Annotated in this window: 18 protein-coding genes; 10 read left to right on the forward strand and 8 right to left on the reverse strand. The window is 67.6% G+C overall.

Going from position 1 to position 17,411, the window contains the following annotated elements; translation table 11 throughout:
- Window positions 1–10: 10 nt before the first annotated feature.
- The 5 genes from CFP71_RS28160 to CFP71_RS28180 form a co-directional block, all read right to left on the reverse strand.
- Window positions 11–769 (reverse strand): hypothetical protein, encoded by a 759-nt coding sequence (locus CFP71_RS28160; RefSeq protein WP_143267189.1) that lies wholly within the window; start codon window positions 767–769, stop codon window positions 11–13.
- A 101-nt stretch (window positions 770–870) separates the two neighbouring features.
- Complete coding sequence (locus tag CFP71_RS28165; RefSeq protein WP_143267190.1) at window positions 871–1,515, reverse strand: DUF3558 family protein; 645 nt, start codon at window positions 1,513–1,515, stop codon at window positions 871–873.
- On the reverse strand, window positions 1,512–2,426 hold the full coding sequence (locus CFP71_RS28170) for a hypothetical protein (protein WP_093936969.1): 915 nt from the start codon (window positions 2,424–2,426) through the stop codon (window positions 1,512–1,514). The genes CFP71_RS28165 and CFP71_RS28170 overlap by 4 nt, the downstream gene beginning before the upstream one ends.
- Window positions 2,423–2,785: a hypothetical protein gene (locus tag CFP71_RS28175; protein WP_143267191.1), complete on the reverse strand. Its 363-nt coding sequence runs from the start codon at window positions 2,783–2,785 to the stop codon at window positions 2,423–2,425. Before CFP71_RS28175 ends, CFP71_RS28170 begins: the two co-directional genes overlap by 4 nt.
- 100 nt (window positions 2,786–2,885) lie before the next feature.
- Window positions 2,886–3,740, reverse strand: coding sequence for a hypothetical protein (locus tag CFP71_RS28180; protein WP_093936971.1), 855 nt, complete (start codon window positions 3,738–3,740; stop codon window positions 2,886–2,888).
- Window positions 3,741–5,457: 1,717 nt separating this feature from the next.
- Between CFP71_RS28180 and CFP71_RS43770 the strand changes: the two genes are divergently transcribed.
- Together CFP71_RS43770 and CFP71_RS28190 are read left to right on the forward strand one after the other, a co-directional pair.
- Window positions 5,458–5,910, forward strand: a complete 453-nt coding sequence (locus CFP71_RS43770; protein WP_143267192.1) for a hypothetical protein — start codon at window positions 5,458–5,460, stop codon at window positions 5,908–5,910.
- A gap of 169 nt (window positions 5,911–6,079) precedes the next feature.
- Window positions 6,080–7,396: a helix-turn-helix domain-containing protein gene (locus CFP71_RS28190; RefSeq protein ID WP_143267193.1), complete on the forward strand. Its 1,317-nt coding sequence runs from the start codon at window positions 6,080–6,082 to the stop codon at window positions 7,394–7,396.
- On the opposite strand, the gene CFP71_RS28195 is transcribed toward CFP71_RS28190, so the two are convergent.
- Window positions 7,397–8,038 carry an HAD family hydrolase gene (locus CFP71_RS28195; protein ID WP_093937028.1) on the reverse strand — a complete coding sequence of 214 codons (642 nt, stop codon included), beginning with the start codon at window positions 8,036–8,038 and terminating at the stop codon, window positions 7,397–7,399.
- Window positions 8,039–8,215: 177 nt separating this feature from the next.
- Between CFP71_RS28195 and cutA the strand changes: the two genes are divergently transcribed.
- Window positions 8,216–8,686 carry a divalent cation tolerance protein CutA gene (gene cutA / locus CFP71_RS45070; protein WP_244199860.1) on the forward strand — a complete coding sequence of 157 codons (471 nt, stop codon included), beginning with the start codon at window positions 8,216–8,218 and terminating at the stop codon, window positions 8,684–8,686.
- Here cutA and CFP71_RS28205 read toward each other — a convergent pair.
- Window positions 8,676–9,899 (reverse strand): helix-turn-helix domain-containing protein, encoded by a 1,224-nt coding sequence (locus CFP71_RS28205; protein ID WP_093936974.1) that lies wholly within the window; start codon window positions 9,897–9,899, stop codon window positions 8,676–8,678. The two genes, cutA and CFP71_RS28205, sit on opposite strands and share 11 nt — an antisense overlap.
- 27 nt (window positions 9,900–9,926) lie before the next feature.
- Window positions 9,927–10,415: an NUDIX domain-containing protein gene (locus tag CFP71_RS28210; protein ID WP_093936975.1), complete on the reverse strand. Its 489-nt coding sequence runs from the start codon at window positions 10,413–10,415 to the stop codon at window positions 9,927–9,929.
- A 693-nt stretch (window positions 10,416–11,108) separates the two neighbouring features.
- On the opposite strand from CFP71_RS28210, the gene CFP71_RS28215 reads away from it, so the two are divergent.
- From CFP71_RS28215 to CFP71_RS28240, 7 genes are all read left to right on the forward strand, one after another.
- Window positions 11,109–12,020, forward strand: a complete 912-nt coding sequence (locus CFP71_RS28215) for an SAM-dependent methyltransferase (RefSeq protein ID WP_167406306.1) — start codon at window positions 11,109–11,111, stop codon at window positions 12,018–12,020.
- Window positions 12,021–12,112: 92 nt separating this feature from the next.
- Window positions 12,113–12,724, forward strand: coding sequence for a hypothetical protein (locus CFP71_RS28220; RefSeq protein ID WP_093936977.1), 612 nt, complete (start codon window positions 12,113–12,115; stop codon window positions 12,722–12,724).
- A gap of 84 nt (window positions 12,725–12,808) precedes the next feature.
- A complete protein-coding gene (locus tag CFP71_RS28225) occupies window positions 12,809–13,813 on the forward strand; it encodes an ABC transporter substrate-binding protein (RefSeq protein ID WP_093936978.1) in 1,005 nt (334 codons plus the stop codon).
- Between the two features lie 88 nt (window positions 13,814–13,901).
- Complete coding sequence (locus CFP71_RS28230; protein WP_093936979.1) at window positions 13,902–14,792, forward strand: SAM-dependent methyltransferase; 891 nt, start codon at window positions 13,902–13,904, stop codon at window positions 14,790–14,792.
- Window positions 14,789–15,712, forward strand: coding sequence for an SAM-dependent methyltransferase (locus CFP71_RS28235; RefSeq protein ID WP_093936980.1), 924 nt, complete (start codon window positions 14,789–14,791; stop codon window positions 15,710–15,712). The genes CFP71_RS28230 and CFP71_RS28235 overlap by 4 nt, the downstream gene beginning before the upstream one ends.
- Window positions 15,709–16,104 (forward strand): hypothetical protein, encoded by a 396-nt coding sequence (locus CFP71_RS44320; protein ID WP_167406307.1) that lies wholly within the window; start codon window positions 15,709–15,711, stop codon window positions 16,102–16,104. The genes CFP71_RS28235 and CFP71_RS44320 overlap by 4 nt, the downstream gene beginning before the upstream one ends.
- 212 nt (window positions 16,105–16,316) lie before the next feature.
- Window positions 16,317–17,384 carry a S1 family peptidase gene (locus CFP71_RS28240; RefSeq protein ID WP_167406308.1) on the forward strand — a complete coding sequence of 356 codons (1,068 nt, stop codon included), beginning with the start codon at window positions 16,317–16,319 and terminating at the stop codon, window positions 17,382–17,384.
- Window positions 17,385–17,411 lie beyond the last annotated feature (27 nt).

Raw genomic sequence — 17,411 nt, forward strand, 5'->3', positions numbered from 1 at the left:
AGGCAGGTACTCATGGCACGCGCCTGGTGTGCCAGGCGCCGGCGGCGAGGACCAGCGTGGTCCAGGCGGATCGTTCGATGCCGGTCATCGCCTGCCAGCGGGCACCGAAATGCTCCGCGCTCCGCGGCCAGGGGGTCGTGGGATCCAGCGCGTGAACGTGCTGCTTGACCAGGAAATCGCTGGTCGCGAGGGCACGGAAGTCGCCGGACAGGTCGGCGATCGCGGCGCCGCCGATCAGTGATCTGATCCTCGGAACATGCGCGAGGAGCGTGGCGAGCCCGTCCCACGGCACCGCCCGCCACCGGCTCTCCAGCTCCCGGGCGACCCATGCCACGGTGCGCAGCCGATCCCGGACCTGCCTCAGCCCGTCGACGTCGAACACCTCCGGCGGCAGCTCGAGAACCAGCGCGGGCCCGGGAAACACCCACTCCCGGCCGAGTGACGTGTCATGACCGGTCCCGAAGTTCACCGCGGTAGCCCGGTACACCGCGCGGGCCCGGTAACACGGCATGGCGTCCCGGAACACCGCGCCGACCAGCGCGTCCCACAAATCACCCGTCCGAACCCTGACCACCGGACCCGCCGCGAGCAGCACCTCCCCCAGCCGGGAACCGGTACCGGTGAGCACGGCCGGGTCGACCACATCGACCCGCGGTTCGGTGCCGGAACGCCCGGCGACCCGCTCCAGGCCGATCTCGTGCCCGCCGTCCGGCGACGGGGAGGCGACCACCAGCCACACCGCGTCCGGAGACCACACCAGCCTCCGCAACCGCCCATCGTCATCGAGCCGCCACCCGGGATGGTCGGCCATCACCCGCGGCAGCCACCCCGCCCCATCCCGCCAATCACCGGCCGATGTCGTCCAGGCGGTCACCGGCGGGCCCGCTTCACCAGCGTCGCGACAACCAGACCCGCCGCCCGCTCGGCCGCCAGACACACGTCCTGACTGTCCTCAGGCCACCCGACCCTCGACACCTCCACCGCGACGTCGTCGGCCAGGCCGACGATCACCGTGCACTGCCACGCGGGATCCCGCGTGGCCGCCACCGCCGGGAACCCCCCGACCTCCAACTCCCGCCACACCCACCCCCGGCCCGGGGCCGGTGACGGGTACGCCGCGCTCACGCCCCACCGGTCCTTGGTCCCGAACGCCACCCGGATCATCCGCGCGGTCACCGGGTTCCCCCACCAGCACGTCGGCCCCGGTGTCTCCTCGGGCCCGAGCCTCCCCCGGACCTCGACACCCAGCATCTGCCTGACCTGCCCCGGAGTGAGGGCCGTCGTACAGGGATCCCCGGCCACCACCGTGACCGGCAACGGGGCGCGCACCACGGGGGCGCCCGCGTACGGCGGCGCCTGGGTCGTCGCCCCGATCGTCCGGGTCACCGTCGGAGACGGCAGGATGTCCGTTGCGGAGGACTGGGCGTCTGTTGTGGATGGTCCGCATCCGGCCGCGGCGAGGGCCGCCAGCACTGCCGCGCTCGACCGTGCCGCCGGCGCGGAAAACCGGGTCATGCCGCCGCCCTCACAAGGACGCCCACGCTGACCATCCTGTGGTCGTTCCGCACACCGCCGACACTCAACGGCGGATCCTGATGCACCCGGTACAGCTCGGGGGCGAAGCAGGCCGGGGAGCGCCGAGACAGCATGATGCGGTCGATCCGCAACGCCGTCCTCGGATCGGTCGTGGTTTCTGTGAAGTCATTGGCGACTTGGCCCGCGTCCCACCAGCCATGCTCGAGGAACCGGTCGATCGACCCGGTGTTCGTGCCCCAGGTGCCGTCCGGGCGGCGTCTACCTTTCTGGCTGCGCATCCACGGCCGCCCGACCTCATCACACAGCGCACCCCAGTTCTCGTAGACGGTCTCGCCTGTCGCGGAACTGGTCGCGTTGAAATCACCGGCGTAGAGCGCGTTCTCCGACGCCATCTGACCGTCCTGATCGGCCTGCTGATCCAGGCCGGTCTCACCCCGGGAACCGTTCCAGTGCACACACTTGAGCCGCCACTTGTGACCGTTGATCGTGGCGGTGACCGTGTTCGCCAACTGTGCGCGACTGCCGACCAGCGGATACCGGCGGCGCGGCACGACGGTGCGGGGATCGATGAACAAACCGGGGACGTTCACCGAGCCCGGAACCTCGGAAATGTAGGCCCGGTACGGGACTTCACCGAACTTCCGGCCATCAGGACCCCGCCGCGCCCACAGCGAGCCGAGCAACCGCAAGACCTCTTCGAGCGGATCCGGCTCGTAGTGCGTGCCGCTGTAGTGGGTGCATTCAGAGAGGTACAGGGCATGCGGGTGTTCCGGGAGCGGGGACAGCATCGCCGCGAGCTTGTCGTGCTCATGCCGCCGCGTCGCGCGGTTGTAGCCCGCGCGCTTCTGATTCGCTGTCGCGACCCGCACCAGCAGATCCGTGTCCGTCACGTGTTCTCTCCCCTGTCCGCCGGTCGCCGCATCGCGGCCGTTTCCTGTTCTTTCCTTGCCTCGACGGTGTTTCTGCGCAGCCACGACCACACCCTCGCCTCCGGCACACCAACCAGAACCGCGGCATCCCCGACCGGGATCCCGTGCGCCCGCCACTCCAGCACCGTCCACAACCGATCCGGCGACCGCTCGAACCGGGGAACCCACCGCACGAACACCCCGCTGCCCTCCCCCGGCCCGGACCAGTCCGGATCCGCCGGACCGTCGCCGGCCGCCAGCAGGACCTGTTCACCGACCGTCAACCACAGCGCGGACCGGGCGCTCAAGCTGCTGCGCCGCCACGGCATCCGCTCTGGCACACCATCACCCCGCGATCGCGGCCCCCGGCCCGGCGGCTCGGGACCGGGCTGCGGCCCGACCGGAACCGGGGGCCGGGCACGTCGCACGTCCGCGGCACCGCTACCCACCGGCGCGCTCCCAGGCTCCTGTGGCGATCGCGGCCGGGGCATACCGAACCAGCACCGGCAGATGATCGGACGCTTTCCTCGTCAAATCAGTGGCGAGGACCTCGCACGACACCAGCGCGGACACCACCTCGACGATGGTGCGGACGATGTCGATCCGCCGCGGCCCGCACACCTGATCGCCGGGCCAGTGCCCGACCGTCGCCGCCCACGGCACATCCAACGCCGCGGCCGCGTCGACCAGACCACCATCACGCAGAATCCGGCCCGCCGTGCGGTCCGCCTCCCACCCCAGGGACCCGTCGGCGTTCATCCAGGTCCTGCACTGATAAATGAACTCCGGATGCCACTCCACCGTCGTGCACGGCTGGCCGTGCCGCAGGTGATACGGGTCATGGTCGTACTCCCGCCACGACCCCACCGGGCCCCGGGCACGGGGCGGCCAGCCAGGCAGATCTGCCGACACACCATTCCAGTCCCCGCCGATCAGCGTCGGCCGCAGGTGGGGCGGCCGGAACACCCGCTTCAGCACGACCTCGGCATCGTCCGCACGCTGACACAGGCCGTGCGGCCGGGCGTGATACGACGCGTGCCCCACCGGCCCCTTCGCACCGACATCGAGATCCAGCTGCAGGTAGGCATGCCACAGCGCATCCCCCGATACCACCGTGAACCCACCAGCGGGCTCGATCTCCTCCGACCACAACAGGCCCTGCTGATACCGCTGATCACCGACCGCGACAGCCGGCCGGTTCCTCTCGTACTCACACCGCAAACCGGTCGCCTCGCCCAGCTCACGCAACCGCCGCGCCGCCAAGCCAGCTTTACTCCGCAGCGTGCGCCCGGCCACCGCCTGGCGCCGTCCCTCGGGCCGTCCGCGATCAGCTCCTGCACCGCGACCACCAGAGCCTCACCCGCCGCAGCCGCGACCACGCGCTCCCGACTGATCACCTCGTGAACCAACTCAGCCCGCTCGGGGGCGTCGCCGTAGCCGAACGCGTTGAAAGTCAGGAACCGGACGTGACCGGACCGCACAACGGTTTTACTCAAGCTGGATCCCCCTACACGTGTCTAAGGCCTGCCATCACACGGCGGAGAACCGCGGTGACGTCTTCTCTCCCAGATCCGGACCCGAACAGGACTCCGCTGTGCGACAGCACATCGCCCCTGGCATCTATTACCGATGTGACCGGCGATCGAGCGATCGCAGCCTCCACACGCCTTGCCGCGGTCCGCTCGGAACGAGCCCGCTCGTACCCCTTCGGATCCCGCTGAAAATCCAACAACGGCCGGTCCCCTCGCACCGACGACCACCAGATCCGGGAGACGGGAAGCGTGGTGCTTTCCGGTGAGACCGTCGGAAACCACGTCGTAGCAGAGTCAGAAACCCTCTCCCAGCAACCCTGACAGTCCACAGGCGACGGTCGAGCGCGAAATCCTGGTACACCTCGACGTCCTTCGCTGACATGGTTGGCGCGCGACGAGGCCGATAGGCACAGCGGTACAAGGACCTTGCTCTGGCTCCACACATCGAGATCGAGCGCATGGACAATGTCCGAGTGAGCTGCCGACACGCCCGAGAAGCGGCAGGTCTCTCCCACTGACGAAGGCGGCACCCACCGCAACCATGCAAGGGCATTCAACGGTGGAGACCGCTGTTGCGGCATCAACGGTCATACGCCACGTGTTTTCTCCTCACTGGCGCGACAAGTGCAATGCGGCGGGCAACTCTCACGATTCTTCCTTCACAAGACGGCTTAGCCACGTTCGGCTGGAGGACGCTGAACCCGCAACGGTCAGGCTCGGCTGCGGTTCAACAGAATCCGGCTCCTTCGGGCACATGATCTTGCGCTGCATCAACTGCCCTGACCAGGGCGCCCGCCCACGCGTCACCGGGCGTGAACCGGGCGTTTGGCAGTCTTGACCAGCGACGATTCGCGCAGCGGGTTAGCTGAGGGGACTTTGAGAAGATTCCACGCCGCGGACTGGTCACTGATCGTAAGCAAGCAGGCCATACGCAGGAGAGCCTGGCCGCGGCGCTCGGCGTTGACCTGAAAACGGTGCGCAACTGGGAGAACGGCACCTACAAGCCCCGCACTCTCGATCTTCAGTGGCGTCTCGCCGAGGAACTCCGCATCACCCGTCGGCAACTCGCTCAACGCTTTCTCGCTACGGATGACGCGCTTGCCTGCTCGATCACCCCGAACAGGCACAGGTCGCACCCACTTCGTTTGGACACCGTCTTCGAGCAAGCACTGCAGAGTGAAGAGTCGGATCGCTTAACCTGGGCAATGCATTCGCCGAACTCCGTCGACCAGGCCACTCTTGGGTTCTTGTCTAGGGCGCTGACTTTTGTGCGACGACTCGAAGACGACACAAGTTCTGCAATGGTGGTCTCATCAGTTCGTGAGCTTCATAGTGTCGCTGACGCTTTTGCGAGAGAGGCTCGATTAAATGTGCGCCGCCAGGCCGCTGGACTATTGTCCGAGATGGAGCAGTATCGTGGATGGCTTGCGATACCTAGCCGGGATTGGGTAACAGCCAGGCGTCACCTCGATCGTGCGGCCGTGGTCGCTTTGGAGTCCGACGATCCGCTCCGGTTGTCTGCCGCCCTTTCCTTCGCGGCCTACTCGGCGATCCGACGATTCGATTTCAGTTCCGCGGACGCGCTATCGGAGGCCGCGCAGCGGGACGGTCGGGTAGATCCAGGACTGCGCACCTACGAAATATTCGAGCGCGCCGAAATTCTCGCACGGTTGGGCTTGAGAAATAAAAGTGTTCGACAGCTTCTCACCACTGATCATCTTGTCGAAAACCTGCCGGACGAAGAAGATCTTCCAGCATCAGGATACTGGTATACGCCACCGTTCTTCCTTGGCCAAAAAGCATTCGTGTTGCACGCGCTCGGGAACCCTTCGGGTTCTCGGCAGGCCGCACTCGACTGCCTTGCCGAAATGTCGCCCGGCTGGGCCGGGTCAGAGTGGGCGGCACGACGCCGCGAGTTGGCACACGCGGACTGACTCCCTCGGGGCGGTTTAGCCGGGCATTCGGCCCAGGCTGATCCCGCCAGCTAACCGGAAGGGAACCGGGCGTTTGGTAGCCTTGACCAGCGACGATGCTGGTCATGGGCTTGCCGAGAGGACTTTGGTGAAGATTCCACGTCTAGGGCTGGTTGCAGATCGTAAGAGAGTGGGTCACACGCAGGAGAGCCTGGCGGCGGCCCTCGGCCTCGATGTGAAGACGGTCCGCCAGTGGGAGAACGGTACCTACAGACCCAGCACACATTTCCTCGAGCAGCGCCTCGCCGAGGAACTCCGCATCACCCGTCGGCAACTCGCCTTACGGCTTGATCCGCCCGCCGAGAACACGCCTGCACCCTTCGCTGACCACGAGGTAGACTCAGAACCGACGGGCTGTGACGTCCCTTCTGTATCGGATCGATCCCGTCCCGTCCCTGAGTTGTGCAGCGCTGGCAGGAACGTCATCGACTGGCGAGAGGTGTCGTCGCGACCGGGAAGCCCGGCGCCCAGCGTGGTGCATTCGGACATACCGCAGCTTCGTCGTGTCCTGGACACTCGGGATTTGCCTGAGGACGGGCCTGTTCGCTCACTATCCGAGCTGATGGTGGCTGTTGACACGGTCGTGGCGCGGCGGCTGCAATCTGACTATGCGGTGCTGGCGGCCGACGTCAACGAACTGTTGCCTGAACTGCACCGAGCGGTCCTCTCCGCACCGTCGGCGCTGGAGCCTCAGTATGCCGGGCTGCTCGCTCGTACTTATCGGGCAGCTGATGCGATCGCGGACAAATTCGGGTACTACGACCTCTCGGCGCGGATCATCGACCTGATGCGAACCTCCGCGACGCAGTCCGGAGACGAGTTGCTCGTGGGCAGCGCCGCGTATGTCCGGGGCGAGATCTACTTCGCATCCCATGACCTGGAGGCCGGCTGCCGAATGCTGACCGCGGCGGCCGACAAGATTCGAGTCAGTGCGTCCGAGACCGCGGCGGCCACGTACGGCACCTTGCACATGCGGGCGGCCGTCATGGCCGCGCGAGCGGGGAGCGCACTACGAGCGCGGGACCACATCGAGGAAGCGAGACAGGCAGCGCGGCAGGTGAATGAGGGCGTCCACCTGGGAACGGTGTTCGGGTTGCCGTCCGCGCGTATCCATCAGCTGTCTCTTGACGTGGAACTCGGCGACGTCGGCGGCGCCTTGCGACTCGCCACCGGTTGGGCACCACCGATAACGATGCCCGCGGAGCGCCGCTCGCACTTCTACATCGACCTGGGGCGCGCGTTCCACCTCGCCGATCAGCCCGAACGTGTGCTGAGCGCGTTCTGGGAGGCCAAGCGCATCGCCCCCGAGCATGTGCGTGAACATTCGCAGGTCATCGACGTGGTCGACCACCTCGAGCTCACCACACGCGGACAATTGCGTGATGCCTTCGCAGGTTTCGCCGCCGGCCTGGTGAAGCCACAGGGCCGAAGCGCCTTTGGACCGTAGTCAGGAAGCGAGCAGACCAGGAAGTTCGACGAGCGAGTCGATCACCCAGTCAGCGTTCTCGCGGACGACCGGATCCTCGGCCCACAAGTATCCCCACGGGCCGCGGCGGATCAGGGCCGATCGCAAGCCGGCGGTGCGGGCAGGCACGACGTCGTTGTCTCGATGGTCGCCGACGTAGAGGATCTGGTGCGGCTCTCCCTGCGCGACCTTGATAACTTTCTGGAAGAACTCGCTGTCCGGTTTCGCGACTCCCCACTCGCCGGACGTGGCGATGGCGTCAACGGGCAAGGTGAGTCGCCGGAGCAGCTCGGCGGCACGGTCGGTTTGGTTGCCCGCGATCCCGATCCAGTAGCCGGCTGCCTTTAGGGCTTCGAGTGCCTGCCGTACGTCGGGATAGAGATCAGACTCCTCTATCCGCTCGCCAACACCGGCCTGTTCCCGTAGCTGGCGCTCGGCAGCAAGATCGAAGCCTGGCCGAATGAGCTGGAACGCCTCAGCGTTGTTACGGCCAGCCGCCGTAACCGCGCCGACCAAACCGGACAAGGTGTTCAGCGGCACGCCGAGCCAATCGGCCCACGCTCCCCACTCCCTGTCGTCTTTGATCAACGTTTCGCCGACGTCGAACACCACGGAGCGAATCACGCTGGCCATGCCCCTTCTCTGATCGTCGCTTGCAGGCGTCCTGACCCGGTTTCTGCCGCGACGCTCGGACCTGTACAAAGGCACGGTTGTCGACACGGCCGTTCCCGACCTTAGCGAACCTCGGCAGTGTGCGGCCGGTTCGGAAGGCTCTACCTCGTACGCACCCGATTCGGCACGATGGACGATGGGTGGCTTGCTAGCGGGCTTTCGGAGTTAAGTGTGGCCCTTCGCTGCCGGAATGACAGATCACCTTGTCGTGACCACAACTACCCCAGGCCGCGAGTCAGGCAGGTCGTCGGGCCGGTCTCGTCGCTCTTCTGGCACTTTGGCAAGTCTTGCCAGGGCGAAGACTTCAACGTGACGCTCAAGACGACCGATGGAAGGTACGCCGAGTTGGAAGCGCACATCATCGCGAATCAACCGTGGGACAAGCCTGAGGTGACCACCGTCGAGCTCGTCAGGGATCCACCGGCTATCTTGACTGGGTCGAGGACGCGCCCGCGCCCCGGCCCCGCTAGAGCCGCAGGCGCGCGAGCATGCGCCACTGGTTGTATTTCTCCGCGCGTTCGTGCGCGCAGGCTGCGGGAACTCGACTCACAGCCTGACCGTGCAGAAGGACGGCATCTGACCGCTACACCTAGGCGATGACGTCGTAGTGAGCGGCAAGCTCGGCGAACTCCGGGCCGCCGCGTCGCGTGGCCCGATCAACAATCGTCGTCATCGTGGCTTTGCCGAGTGGTTGGTAGCGCACCCAGTCGGCGGCGAGGTCTTTCGCTTCGGCGAGCCATGCCAGGGCCGCTCGATCGCGGCGCAGTTCCGCGGCGGCGGCCGCGAGGTACAGCCGATGGCCTGCCTCCCAAAACGCAGGAACGTCGCCACCGTCGACCTCGGGAACCGTGTCAGCTAGGCGGAGCGCTCGCTCTGGGTCTCCGGAGCGGACGGAGAGGTCGACGCGCTGGAGCGCTGCCACGCGGGGTCCGAAGATCGCGGCTTCCGTCGCGGTGTCGCCGCGTGAGCGGATCGCGGCCGCGTGCGCCGCTGCCAGGAGGTCTTCGGCTCGGTCCGCGCTGCCGGAGAAGAGCGCGGCGGTGGCGGCGTTGAACAGCAGATTGCCGAAGACACCGGCACGGACGGGGTCTCGGTCGAGCATCCGCGGCTCGATGACGGCGGCCGCTTCTGTGGCGACGCGCTCGGCTTCTTCGGCGCGGCCTTGGCGGAGGAGGGTCCAGGCGAGGTAGCGCAGCGAGATCGCGGCTTCGACTTCGGGGGAATCGGACTCGGTGGCGGCGTCGAGCGCGCGAGTCGCTGCGGTGAAGGCGAGGTCGTCGAGTCCGAGACGTCCGGCAATTCCAGCGCCGAGCCGGTAGGCGGTGGACAGGACTCGGTGCGCGCCCGCGCGCTCTTCGTCGTGGGCGTCGCGGACGATGCGGCGGGCGTCGGTGAGGACGGCGGGCAGTGCGTGGAGAAGCTCGGCGTGGTGACCGTCGACGTAGGCGCGCCAGGTGCTGTGTGCGCTGGTCGTCAGTTCAGAGAGCGGCAGAAGCTCGCGGGACTCGGCGAAGTCGTCCAGGCCAGGGATCCGGGCGTCGGCGGTGATCGCTCTCCGGAGGGGCATGAAGTCGACGTCGCGGGAGTGCTGTTCCGGGGCGGCGCCGAGTAGCGTGTCGACGGTTACGCCGAGGGCGTTCGCGAGGCTGCGCAAAGTCTTCGGGCGGCAGGTGGTGCGGGTGCCCTGCTCGATCCGTGCGACGGTGTCGATGCCGACGGCGGCTGCTTCGGCGAGTTGCTCCTGGGAGAGGTCTCGTCCTTTGCGGATTCGCGCGAGGTTCTCCGCGAACGGGGTCCGCGTGTCTCCGGTCATGGTGCCTCCGGTTTCCGGCCGTTCAGGTTAGCCCGCGACGGGGCGTCCGTCTTCGCAGGTCACGAGCTTGGCGGAACGAGCGGCATCCAGAGCAGCGGCGACCCTCCGGGCCAGGATCGGCTTCAGCTTCGGTGCGGCGTCGTCGAGCGTCATGAGGCGGGCCGAGACGATCTCGGGGTCGGTGATGTTGAGCTGTGCCACGTCCTCGTCGCTGATCAGGCCGCCGTCGAAGATGAATGCGAGACCTTCAGGCATCCGGTCGTCGGCGGGGATGTAGTCGATGATGATCAGCTGGCCGAGCGGCTGGTCGATGCCAAGTTCTTCCAGGACTTCGCGGACGGCGGTTTTCCACGGTGGCTCGTCCTTCTCACAGGCGCCGCCGGGGATGTCCCAGCGCTCTTTGTAGGACGGCTCAACAATCAGCACCCGGTCGTTCTGGTCGCGGTAGAGGACGCCGGCGGACATTCGTTTCCGGTTGAGCGAGCGCACGTAGTCGTCGAACGGCAAGAGATCCACGTCGCGGAGGCTAGCGTCTCGGCGCCGATCCGGCTGAACTATGCCTTTCAGGCCTAGTTCGCGTCGGTCTTACCACCCAACTGGTCGTCACGGGCTGTGTTGCAGTCGATCACTCTGCGACAAAGTCCTGGTATGGGATCTCGGTGGTGGCGACAAGTGCATCGCTTTCTCGTCGCCGCTACGCACGGCCAGGGGATCAAAGTGATCGCCGGACTCGTGCGCAGCAACCACAACGGCAGATGGCGATCCAGGATTGCGATCGGCAACGGACCAGGCACGGCGTTCACTGTCCGCGAGACAAGCGACCTGATCAAAGCCCGCGAGCAATCGCCAGGACCTACCTCGCGTCGAGGGCCGCCGGGTGACGACGGTAAATGCGATGGTCGACGAGGACCTCTATCGCTCTTCGCATCGAAACCATGCCTGACGGGAAACGGCACCTCGCGCAGAACGTAAGCGCGATAGGGCATGCCGCCAATGAACTGTGTCACGTCATTGCAACGAGGTGCCCGTCCGTCGCGGAGCGTCTGCCCACGTGAAGCCTCGAAGACTTTGCCGACCACAGAGAGTTGTTTCTGCTGGTCAAGCACCCCGACCGCCCGGTTGCTTCCGGCGACCGCCCGGTCGACCTTCCTGGTCGTTCGCCCATTGGCACCTGAAGATCACCCCAACAAAATCGAGAGGACGTTGAACGTGAGTTCCAGTGTCGCCGAACCGCGGTTGCTGCCATCAGAGCAGCTGGCGGGCCAGGAGCGGCGTAGTCGTGTGCGGGTGATCGACGCGCTGGTTGGCGGCAAGGACAACTACGCCGAGGACCGGAGGGTCGCCGACAAGATCGCTCAAGTGCTGCCAGGCGGCTTCGAGGGCGCGAAGCGCCTGTTCACCGAGGATTTCTGGTTCCGGGTTCGGGTATGCCGCATGTTGCTCGCCCGGACCGAGGTCTCTCAGTTTGTGCTGTTTGGCGTTGATCAGTGTGAAACAAGTGCCGCGCCGCTGCACAAGGTCGTTCACCGCGATGCCCCTGATGCGGTCGTCGTGTACGTGGAGCCGGAACTGGACAGCGCGACCCATGCGCTCGAGTTCGACACGAGGACGAATGAGCGTGGGCCAGTCGTTCATGTGGTCCACGACAACATGTACGACCCGGCCCTGCTGACCCGGCTGTTCGAAAGCTCGAGTGTTCCACTGGACGACTCCGAACCGGTCGCGTTGCTTCACTGCGCCACACTGCCGTTTCTCCCGTCCGACAGCGGCACGACCCCGGCGGAGATCACTGCGGGTCAGATCGACACGCTTCCCGAGGGATCATTCGTCGCCGTGAGCCACCTGTCTATCCCCGACGGCGCCGCCGACCGCGCGGCAGCCGTCAGGGCGGCGAATGTCCTCGACGAGACCGTCGGTACCCGGCTTTGCCGCCCGGAAACGGAGATCGCCACGTTCTTCGGGGGCCTCCCGCTTGTCGTTCCCAGCCCTCTGACAACTGCGCCAGCGCTGGTTCCGTGTTCGAAGTGGTACCCGGCCGGTCCGCTTCTGGAGCAGGCCGCCGTCGACAACTTCAACCTGGGAGCCGTGGCGCACAAAGGGAAACCCTGGCCTTCTGTCTAGCCACCCGTTATTTCTGAGAAGGCCGCCCCGACTCGGCCCTCTCGTCCCCATGGGAGGACGCATTGCTTGAATCACCGCATTCCACGAGGACCGTGGATGACCGGAGACCGACGTTCCTTCCGGCGCTGGTGCTCTCGGCGGCCGTGGAAGACCATCGCGATCACGTGGTCCCGCGTCAGTCCCATCGAGGCAGAGCCGCGGTGGCGCACGGTCTTGCCGCCGAGCTCGTCTTGGCCGGCGCGGTAAGCGTCCGTGACGGTCGTGTCGAGGTTCTCGACGGTAAGACGGTCGAGTCACTAGCTGCGCCGTGCGGCCGCGCGATCCTCGCGACCCTGTCCCGAAATCTCGATGTCGAGGACATGCTCGCCGCGATCGTGGGGCCCGCGTACACGGTCGCGTGGACGGCGGTGCAGCGGGGACGCGGCGCACGCAAGGGTCTGTTCGGTGGCTGGGTCCTGACGGATCCGCAGTTCACGTTCTTGTGGCATCGCGTGCTCACCCATGCTCATCAGACCGGTGTCCCGGAGGACGGCCGGGCCGAGGCGCTCTGGACGATCCTGGCCGAGGCGGGTCTGCATCGCGATCAGCTCAACATGCCGGCGTTGCAGCCGCGCGGCGCCTGCCCGGACTCGCTGACCGGCCTGCTCCTGCGCGGCGACGCGCCCCATTACCGGCCTTCGTCCCGACGGCGCCTGCGCCGCTGACACGACGCCGCATTCGTCATCCCCTGGTCCCCGCCTGGCCGTGTCCGGCCCGGCATTCCTTCGTCGATCCCGGAGAACTCCCCGATGAGATCTTCTCTCCTGCGTCACAGGCTCGTCCACATCGGCGGTCGCGTTACTGCCGGTGCCGCTCTGCTCGCCGTCACCGCGGGTTGCGGGCTCCTCGGCGGTGACGAGCCCGCTCCTGGCCCGGGTATTCCGGTCAAGGTCGCCGCGCTGGCGCTGGCGGACGTGGCGCCGCTGCACATCGCGATCGACCACGGCCTGTTCGCCCAGCGGGGCATCGCGGTCACGCTGATCCCGGCTTCCAGCGGCCAGGACGCGATCACCAAACTCGCCAGCGGTGACGCCGATATCGCCTACGCGGGCGACATCGCGGCCGTCAACGCCGTCGACGGCGGTCTCCCGCTGAAGATCGTCGCCGAGGCCGCCGTCGCGGGTGAGCGGACCATGCGGGTCCTCGCCCGCCAGGACGGGCCGGCGCAGTCGGTCCCGGACCTGGCAGGGAAGAAGCTCGGCCGCAACGCCCCAGGCGGCGTGAGTGACACGCTGACCAAGTCGCTGATGGCCGACCACGGCGCCGACCCGAATTCGGTGACCTGGGCGAACCTGGAATTCGGGGCCATGGCGGCCGCGGTGAAGGCCGGCGACATCGAGGCCGCGTTGTTCCCCGAGCCATTCGCGACCAAGGCAGAGAAAGAACACGGTCTGCGCCCCATCGCGGATCCGGCGACCGGTTCCGCGAAAAACTTCCCGATCGGGCTGTACGGCGCCACCGATGCCTTCGCCACCGCCAACCCCGGGGCGATCGCCGGTTTCCAGCGGGCCATGCGCGACGCGGCGGCAGCGGCGATGGCGAACCGGAAGCTGGTCGAGGACACCGCGGTCAAACACCTGAAAGGGATCGACGCCGACACCGCCGCCCTGATGGAACTCCCGGTGTACCGCAGCGACCCGATCATCACCGAGCTGCAGCGTGTCCCGGACCTGATGCGCCGCTACGGCGCGAAATTCCGCCGGCCCATCCAGATGTCCGAGCTGATCATCCCTCCCCCGCCACCCGGCACCTAGCCGCACTTGCTCCACGCCCCGCAATCGGCCACGCACCGAACGTCCGTCACGAATTCCCCGGATCCCGCAACCGCGAAAGCCCGTCACCATGCCTGACCACACCAGTCACCCCGACGCCCCCGCCATACCCGACAGCGGCCACGCCTGGCCGATCGTGTCGCTGGCCGAGCTCCGGGTGGCCTTGGCCGGGGTCTGTCAGCACGCCGAGCCTGCCGCCGTGGCGTCAGCGATCCGCGGGTGCCGGCCTGGGTTCGACAGGACGATCGAGGCTGAGTATCGCGCCCGTAACCGGGTCATCGACTGGGCAGCCGGGGCAGGCATCCGCCAGTTCGTCGCGCTCAGGCCCGATCTCCCGCCGCTGCGGATGGTGCACGAGGTCCTGCCCCCGGGACAGGGCTACCGCGTGTCCTATCTGCTCGACGACAACGAACCCGCGGTCCGCACCCGGATCGTCACCACCTACAGACTCACCTCCGGCGTCGACTGGCTCTCCTCCACCCCCGGGATCGAACAGTGCCTGCGCATGGCCCACGGCATCCGCGCGATCACCCTGACCAGGCCGGTCTGTGTGCTGGCCTCAACCGCGCTGCAACACACCCACGACCCCCACACCCTGCTGAACGGGCTGTGGAACGTCCTGCCTCCCGGAAGCTGGGTCGCGGTTAACCAGGTACTCCCACTCGCCTCGGACACGCCGCTGGAACCCGGCGATCCGCCCGCCTGCCCGGTGTTCGAGCGCCACACACGGACACCTCTGATCCTGCGCACCGCCACCGAACTCGACGCCCTCTTCGGGCATCCCCACCACTGGGACCTCACGACAGCCGGGCCCGCCCAGCTCCTCGACACGCGACATCACCCGCCTCCACTGTCCACAACGGACTCACCGTCGGCGCTGATCACGCGGATAGCCGTCCGCCCACCCCGCACCCGGTCACACGAACTGATGCCCGGCACCCAGGAGCACACCACCTCATGACCACATCGCCCGGCCCGCATTTCCTGACACCGCACGGGGCCCTGCCCGCCATGGCCATCGAACTGGCCCACCCGACCGTCACCCGGGTCAATGCCGTCGTCCTCGACAAGGCAGCACAGACCGTGACCGAGATGGGCATCTACGCGACCGATCGTGACCTGGCCAAGAAGATCGACAACGATGTTCCCGGCTACGGGAGGGCCCTGCTCGCACAGCAACAGTTCCTGGCGAAGGCCGTCAAAGACGCGGCCGGGAAGAAGATCACCCAGTTCGTGTTCCTGCGCGCGCCGCTGCCGCTCGGTCCGGACGAGACCACGCCACACACCCTGGCGACGGCCCACGTCGCGTCCCCGTCCACGGTGATGGTGTCCCGCGAAGAGATCCCCGCCGCGCATCTGCGGAACGCCCTGATGACCCGCCGGCACCTCCACGGGGACACCACACAGGCGGCGGCCGTCGCGGCAGCGGTCCACGACGTGCACCGACCGCTGCACGACCTGCATGAGCCCCAGGGCTGGTCTCTCGACCTCGGCGAGCCGGTGAGCCTCACGATGATCGGCGACCCGTCGCACTGGCCTGGCGACATGACCGCCCTGATCCGCGCCTACCACCGTGAGCTCGCCGTCGGCAGCGTGGTGGCGGTCAGTGCCCTCGGCCCCGCACCCGCGGGCACACAGGAAGCCTCCGCGCTTGAGCACCTGGCCCGGTACCTGAGGAAGACCACCGAGCCGCAGCTCACGCTCCGGGACCCAGCGGAGATCCAGAGCTGGTTCGACAACGACCACTGGAACCTCGAGTACCCCGGGGTCGCTCCGGCGTCGCACTGGGCCGAACAGCCAGCAGGCGTCCAGTCACCCGAGGAATTCGCGGGAGCGGAGCTGCCGGTGTGGTGCGCGATCGTGACCAAGGTGGCGGCGTGACGCCGTCGACCGCGGTCCCGCGAGCCGCCGCTCGCCACACGCCGGAAGACGACGCCCCGATCGCGGATCTCGTCGACCACGCCGCGATCGACGTGGCCACACGCGGTCTGATCAGGGTCACCGACGCCGGTGCCCTGGATCGCGAGGACGCCGGAACATGGTTCTCCGGTCTGCTCCGCCGCCGGATCGAGCATCACTGCTCCCGGTCGGAGCACCTGCTCGTCGACGTGACCACCCACCGCGCGGTCCGGCTCGTCCTTATCCGGCACGACACCCGCGAGCCGATGATCTACATGGCGCAATCCCCCGGCACCGGCACCGGCTCAAAGACGGACTTCTACCAGGAGCTCGTCGACGCCGCCCGGCCCGGCGCGGGCCCCGTCGACAGTTGACGTCCCCGCCCGGCACGGCAGTCCACCACCCGGTGAGCCGGGTGCCAGCGCGTCCCAACAGGACTGTCCAGCTGCACCGCGCCAGATTCGGCGAGCGCCGCGCCCGGCGGCCGACGTCGCCGCGGCCCCACCACCAGCAGTTCCGGTGGCCCCACAGTCGCGTTCACGTGCCCCGCGTGAACGTCAGGAAGCACGATCAGAGAAGGGAAACAGTGAAGAACACGACAAGACCCCGCCGCCGTGGCGGGTTGCGTGTCGCCGTAGCGGCCCTGGCGGCGTTGATCGCCGCCGGGTTCGGTGGCGCGCCGGTCGCTGCCGCCGACGGCGGGTACCACGGCGCGGCCCCGGCCGTAGCCGCCAGCACCACCAGCCCGGCCGCTGTCGAGGGCGGAGGCGACGATGTGTCGCCGATGATCGTCCGTGGCGAACGCGCGCCGGAGGCGTACGCCGGTGCCGGGTCGATCCAGCTGAAAAGGAACGGCGTCGATGATTGGCACACCTGCAACGGTGCGCTGATCCACCCGTCGTTCGTCGTCACGGCAGGTCATTGCCTGTCCGTGCAACCGCCCGCGCCGCAGCGCGCGGACCGGGCGGGCGAGCTGGCGTGGCGGGCGTTCAAGCAGGCCCCGCCTCCGCAACAGGCCGGAGTGGGTACGCAGGCGGTTCCGCAGGATCCGTCGCAGTACACGCTGCGGATCGGGTCGGTCAACCGGCACTACGGTGGCGCCGTCCGTAAGGTCACGTCGATCTCGCTTCCGCAGTACTGGGAGTGGGGCATGCCGGATGGCGACGGCTACATCTGGGACCTCACCGTGATCCAGCTGGACCACCCGGTCCCCGGTTGGCAGGTCAAGCCCGCGAAACTCGCCTACCCCAAGGCGGGCAAGCAAACCCGGATCATCGGGTGGGGTGTGACCGACCCGGATCCGGCTCACTGGGGTGCCCCGGCACCGGCGTGGCTGCGGCAGCTCGACGTCCCGATCTCCCCGAAGGACGACTGTTCCCAGGCGGGGATCGGGCGTGGCGAGGTCTGTCTCGGCACCGCCCCCAACGGTGGCGCCGCGTGCGCCGGGGACTCCGGCGGTGGGGCATTGCAGCGGCACGGGCGGGACTGGGTCCTGGTCGGACTCGGGTCGCGCTCGATGACGCAAGCGTGCGTCAGCTCGACGATCTACACGCAGGTCGCGGAACCGCGCTTCCTGTGGTGGATCATCCGCACCATGCACGAGCGTGATGCGCGGACACAGGTCACGCAGGCGGATCTGACGCTCGCGGGCTGACCGGTGGGCGGGTCGGTGACCGTCCAC

This window comes from Amycolatopsis thailandensis, from assembly GCF_002234405.1.
Lineage (GTDB): Bacteria > Actinomycetota > Actinomycetes > Mycobacteriales > Pseudonocardiaceae > Amycolatopsis > Amycolatopsis thailandensis.